Source organism: Prescottella defluvii, from assembly GCF_000738775.1.
In the GTDB taxonomy this organism is placed as follows: Bacteria; Actinomycetota; Actinomycetes; order Mycobacteriales; family Mycobacteriaceae; genus Prescottella; species Prescottella defluvii.
The window spans coordinates 1-237 of sequence record NZ_JPOC01000203.1; the positions used below are offsets into that span (position 1 = coordinate 1).

The following is a 237-nucleotide window of genomic DNA, read 5'->3' on the forward strand; positions in this document are numbered from 1 at the left end:
CGTAGTCGTAGTTGTCGAGCGGCTGGTACTCGATGTTCTGGTACTGGGCCGGGGGTTCGACCCAGTAGACCGGTTCCGGCTGTGCGGGGGTGGAGGTGACGCCGCCCTGGGTCGACGGTCCGGAGGTGACACCGCCCTGCGTCTGCGGAGCCGAGGTGACACCGCCCTGAGACGGCAGCTGGTCCGGCGCGGCCGATGCCGCACCCGATGCCGCCACGACCACTGCCGCCGCGGCGG

General features: G+C 71.7%; 1 pseudogene. It reads right to left on the reverse strand.

The features are described 5' to 3' along the window. A pseudogene (locus tag IJ15_RS0124480) lies at positions 1-237 on the reverse strand (hypothetical protein); the annotation flags it as partial.